General features: G+C 58.4%; 3 rRNA genes. All 3 read left to right on the top strand.

The window, feature by feature from the left end:
* Positions 1-54: 54 nt before the first annotated feature.
* The 3 genes from G6R25_RS20915 to rrf all read left to right on the top strand — a co-directional run bounded on the left by G6R25_RS20915 (position 55) and on the right by rrf (position 5,283).
* A 16S ribosomal RNA gene (locus G6R25_RS20915) occupies positions 55-1,564 on the top strand.
* A 416-nt stretch (positions 1,565-1,980) separates the two neighbouring features.
* Positions 1,981-5,091: ribosomal RNA gene (locus tag G6R25_RS20910) — 23S ribosomal RNA — on the top strand.
* Positions 5,092-5,166: 75 nt separating this feature from the next.
* Positions 5,167-5,283: ribosomal RNA gene (gene rrf / locus G6R25_RS20905) — 5S ribosomal RNA — on the top strand.
* Together the 16S, 23S and 5S rRNA genes form the textbook arrangement of a ribosomal RNA operon.
* Positions 5,284-5,324: the final 41 nt, after the last annotated feature.

Here is a 5,324-nt window from a genome sequence, read left to right as displayed (position 1 = left end):
CACGTTTGTGGTGTCGATGTTGGGGTCTGCCGGGTTTCCCGGCGCTCTTAATCATTGATGGAGAGTTTGATCCTGGCTCAGGACGAACGCTGGCGGCGTGCTTAACACATGCAAGTCGAGCGAGGAGCTTCGGCTTCTAGCGGCGAACGGGTGAGTAACACGTGGGCAACCTGCCTCGAGCTCTGGAATAACCTCGGGAAACCGGGGCTAATGCCGGATATGACGCTACCGGGCATCTGGTGGTGTGGAAAGATTTATCGGCTCGAGATGGGCCCGCGGCCTATCAGCTTGTTGGTGGGGTGATGGCCTACCAAGGCGACGACGGGTAGCCGGCCTGAGAGGGCGACCGGCCACACTGGGACTGAGACACGGCCCAGACTCCTACGGGAGGCAGCAGTGGGGAATATTGCGCAATGGGCGGAAGCCTGACGCAGCGACGCCGCGTGGGGGATGACGGCCTTCGGGTTGTAAACCTCTTTCAGCAGGGACGAAGCGCAAGTGACGGTACCTGCAGAAGAAGCACCGGCCAACTACGTGCCAGCAGCCGCGGTAATACGTAGGGTGCAAGCGTTGTCCGGAATTATTGGGCGTAAAGAGCTCGTAGGCGGCCTGTCGCGTCGGCTGTGAAAACCCGGGGCTCAACCCCGGGCCTGCAGTCGATACGGGCAGACTAGAGTCCGGCAGGGGAGACTGGAATTCCTGGTGTAGCGGTGAAATGCGCAGATATCAGGAGGAACACCGGTGGCGAAGGCGGGTCTCTGGGCCGGAACTGACGCTAAGGAGCGAAAGCGTGGGGAGCGAACAGGATTAGATACCCTGGTAGTCCACGCCGTAAACGTTGGGCGCTAGGTGTGGGGGACCTTCCACGGCCTCCGTGCCGCAGCTAACGCATTAAGCGCCCCGCCTGGGGAGTACGGCCGCAAGGCTAAAACTCAAAGGAATTGACGGGGGCCCGCACAAGCGGCGGAGCATGTGGCTTAATTCGATGCAACGCGAAGAACCTTACCAGGGTTTGACATGCAGGGAAATCTCGTAGAGATACGGGGTCCGTAAGGGTCCTGCACAGGTGGTGCATGGCTGTCGTCAGCTCGTGTCGTGAGATGTTGGGTTAAGTCCCGCAACGAGCGCAACCCTCGTCCTATGTTGCCAGCGAGTTATGTCGGGGACTCATAGGAGACTGCCGGGGTCAACTCGGAGGAAGGTGGGGATGACGTCAAGTCATCATGCCCCTTACGTCCTGGGCTGCACACATGCTACAATGGCCGGTACAAAGGGCTGCGATACCGCGAGGTGGAGCGAATCCCAAAAAGCCGGTCTCAGTTCGGATCGGGGTCTGCAACTCGACCCCGTGAAGTCGGAGTCGCTAGTAATCGCAGATCAGCAATGCTGCGGTGAATACGTTCCCGGGCCTTGTACACACCGCCCGTCACGTCACGAAAGTCGGTAACACCCGAAGCCGGTGGCCTAACCCTTGTGGGGGGAGCCGTCGAAGGTGGGACCGGCGATTGGGACGAAGTCGTAACAAGGTAGCCGTACCGGAAGGTGCGGCTGGATCACCTCCTTTCTAAGGAGCGTCTGGCTGGTCTGTCCTGTTGGGGGTGGGCTGGTTCAGGGCCAGGGCCGGATGTGCATGCCGGTCTGGTTGCTCATGGGTGGAACGCTGACGATAGGGCTGCTGGTTGGTCTGCTGGGTGTCTAGTACTCTGTGGTTGTCCCTTTCGGGGGGTGGCTGTGGGTGGACGGGCTTGGTGGGGGGCTGGTGGTTCGTGGCACGCTGTTGGGTCCTGAGGGAGTGAGGCTTCCTCGTCTGGTGTGACCCCTTCTGCATGATCCTCCTGGTGGGGGTTGTGGTGGTGGGGGTCTGCTGGTGAGCGGACCGGTCGTGGTAGGGTACTGCTCCCCGTGTGGGGGTGGGTTCTACTGTGTCGGCTGGGGCCGTCCGTACGTTGAGAACTGCACAGTGGACGCGAGCATCTTTGTGGCCAAGTTATTAAGGGCGCACGGTGGATGTCTTGGCACCAGGAGCCGATGAAGGACGTGGGAGGCTGCGATATGCCTCGGGGAGCTGCCAACCGAGCTGTGATCCGAGGATTTCCGAATGGGGAAACCCGGCAGGGCTTTAAATCCTGTCACCCTTGCCTGAACACATAGGGCATGTGGAGGGAACGCGGGGAAGTGAAACATCTCATTACCCGCAGGAAGAGAAAACAACCGTGATTCCGCGAGTAGTGGTGAGCGAAAGCGGATGAGGCTAAACCATGGTCGTGTGATAGCCGGCAGGCGTTGCGATGGTGGGGTTGTGGGATCGTCCGGACGGGACTGCCGTTCCGTCAGGGAGTCAGAAAGAGCGCTGTTAGGCGAAGGTCATGCGAATGGACCGCCATAGAGGGTAATAGCCCTGTAGCCGAAAACAGTGTTCCTCCCGGACGTCTTCCCAAGTAGCACGGAGCCCGTGAAATTCCGTGTGAATCTGGCGGGACCACCCGCTAAGCCTAAATACTCCCTGGTGACCGATAGCGGACTAGTACCGTGAGGGAAAGATGAAAAGTACCCCGGGAGGGGAGTGAAATAGTACCTGAAACCGTGTGCCTACAATCCGTGGGAGCTGGACTTCGGTCTGGTGACCGCGTGCCTTTTGAAGAATGAGCCTGCGAGTTTGCGATGTGTGGCGAGGTTAACCCGTCGTGGGGTAGCCGTAGCGAAAGCGAGTCCGAATAGGGCGTCTGAGTCGCATGTCCAAGACCCGAAGCCGAGTGATCTATCCATGGCCAGGTTGAAGCGCGGGTAAGACCGTGTGGAGGACCGAACCCACCAGGGTTGAAAACCTGGGGGATGAGCTGTGGATAGGGGTGAAAGGCCAATCAAACTCGGTGATAGCTGGTTCTCCCCGAAATGCATTTAGGTGCAGCGTCGCATGTTTCTTGCCGGAGGTAGAGCACTGGATGGCCTAGGGGGCCCACAAGCTTACTGAAGTCAGCCAAACTCCGAATGCCGGTAAGTGAAGTGCGGCAGTGAGACTGCGGGGGATAAGCTTCGTAGTCGAGAGGGAAACAGCCCAGATCGCCAGCTAAGGCCCCTAAGCGTGCGCTAAGTGGAAAAGGATGTGGAGTCGCATAGACAACCAGGAGGTTGGCTTAGAAGCAGCCACCCTTGAAAGAGTGCGTAATAGCTCACTGGTCAAGTGATTCCGCGCCGACAATGTAGCGGGGCTCAAGCGCACCGCCGAAGCTGCGGCATACGCATGTTAGCCAGGCATTCTTTGGGATGTCCAGGTGTGTGTATGGGTAGGGGAGCGTCGTGTGGCGTGTGAAGCGGCGGGGTGACCCAGCCGTGGATGCCATACGAGTGAGAATGCAGGCATGAGTAGCGAATGACGGGTGAGAAACCCGTCCGCCGAATGACCAAGGGTTCCTGGGGCAGGCTAATCCGCCCAGGGTGAGTCGGGACCTAAGGCGAGGCCGACAGGCGTAGTCGATGGACAACGGGTTGATATTCCCGTACCGGCGCTGACGCGCCCATGCTGAACCTGGTTGTGCTAACCATCTGATTGGATGTGTCTTTTCGGAGATGTGTCTGGGAGGGTGGGATCCCGGCTGGTATTAGGCAAGCGATGGGGTGACGCAGGAGGGTAGTCCAACCCAGGCGGTGGTTGTCCTGGGGCAAGGGTGTAGGATGGGGCGTAGGTAAATCCGCGTTTCCATGTGTCTGAGACCTGATGCCGAGCCGATTGTGGCGAAGTGGATGATCCCATGCTGCCGAGAAAAGCCTCTAGCGAGTGTCAGGGCCGCCCGTACCCTAAACCGACACAGGTGGTCAGGTAGAGAATACTAAGGCGTTCGAGTGAACTGTGGTTAAGGAACTCGGCAAAATGCCCCCGTAACTTCGGGAGAAGGGGGGCCGTTCTCCGTGTAGGGACTTGCTTCCGTAGCGGGGAGTGGCCGCAGAGACCAGGGGAAAGCGACTGTTTACTAAAAACATAGCTCCGTGCTAAGTCGTAAGACGATGTATACGGAGTGACGCCTGCCCGGTGCTGGAACGTTAAGGGGACGGGTTAGCTTTTTGGGGCGAGGCTCAGAACTTAAGCGCCAGTAAACGGCGGTGGTAACTATAACCATCCTAAGGTAGCGAAATTCCTTGTCGGGTAAGTTCCGACCTGCACGAATGGCGTAACGACTTTCCCACTGTCTCAACCACAGACTCGGCGAAATTGCATTACGAGTAAAGATGCTCGTTACGCGCGGCAGGACGGAAAGACCCCGGGACCTTTACTATAGCTTGATATTGGTGTTCGGTTCGGCTTGTGTAGGATAGGTGGGAGACTGTGAAGCTGGGACGCCAGTTCTGGTGGAGTCACTGTTGAAATACCACTCTGGTCGTACTGGATGTCTAACCTCGGTCCGTGATCCGGATCAGGGACAGTGTCTGGTGGGTAGTTTAACTGGGGCGGTTGCCTCCTAAAGAGTAACGGAGGCGCCCAAAGGTTCCCTCAGCCTGGTTGGCAATCAGGTGTTGAGTGCAAGTGCACAAGGGAGCTTGACTGTGAGACAGACATGTCGAGCAGGTGCGAAAGCAGGGACTAGTGATCCGGCGGTGGCTTGTGGAAGCGCCGTCGCTCAACGGATAAAAGGTACCCCGGGGATAACAGGCTGATCTTGCCCAAGAGTCCATATCGACGGCAAGGTTTGGCACCTCGATGTCGGCTCGTCGCATCCTGGGGCTGGAGTAGGTCCCAAGGGTTGGGCTGTTCGCCCATTAAAGCGGTACGCGAGCTGGGTTTAGAACGTCGTGAGACAGTTCGGTCCCTATCCGCCGCGCGCGCAGGAGACTTGAGAAGGGCTGTCCCTAGTACGAGAGGACCGGGACGGACGAACCTCTGGTGTGCCAGTTGTTCTGCCAAGGGCATGGCTGGTTGGCTACGTTCGGAAGGGATAACCGCTGAAAGCATCTAAGCGGGAAGCCTGCTTCGAGATGAGGTCTCCCACAGGGTAGCCTGGTAAGGCCCCCGACTAGATGATCGGGTTGATAGGCCGGAGGTGGAAGTGCGGTGACGCATGGAGCTGACCGGTACTAATAGGCCGAGGGCTTGTCTTCGAAGATGCTACGCGTCCACTGTGCGGTTCCCAGCTGTATGGCCGGCTGGGCGCTGGTTGTATAGTTGAATAGTGTTTCGGTGGTTTTGGCGAAGAGGAAACGCCCGGTCTCATTCCGAACCCGGAAGCTAAGCTCTTCAGCGCCGATGGTACTGCATGGGGGACTGTGTGGGAGAGTAGGACGCCGCCGGACTTATACGAAGTGTGGGGTTGCCTTTTTAAGGCAACCCCACA

This window comes from Candidatus Frankia alpina (genome assembly GCF_902806485.1).
GTDB classification, from domain to species: domain Bacteria; phylum Actinomycetota; class Actinomycetes; order Frankiales; family Frankiaceae; genus Frankia; species Frankia alpina.
This window is presented reverse-complemented; position numbering and strand designations above follow the sequence as displayed.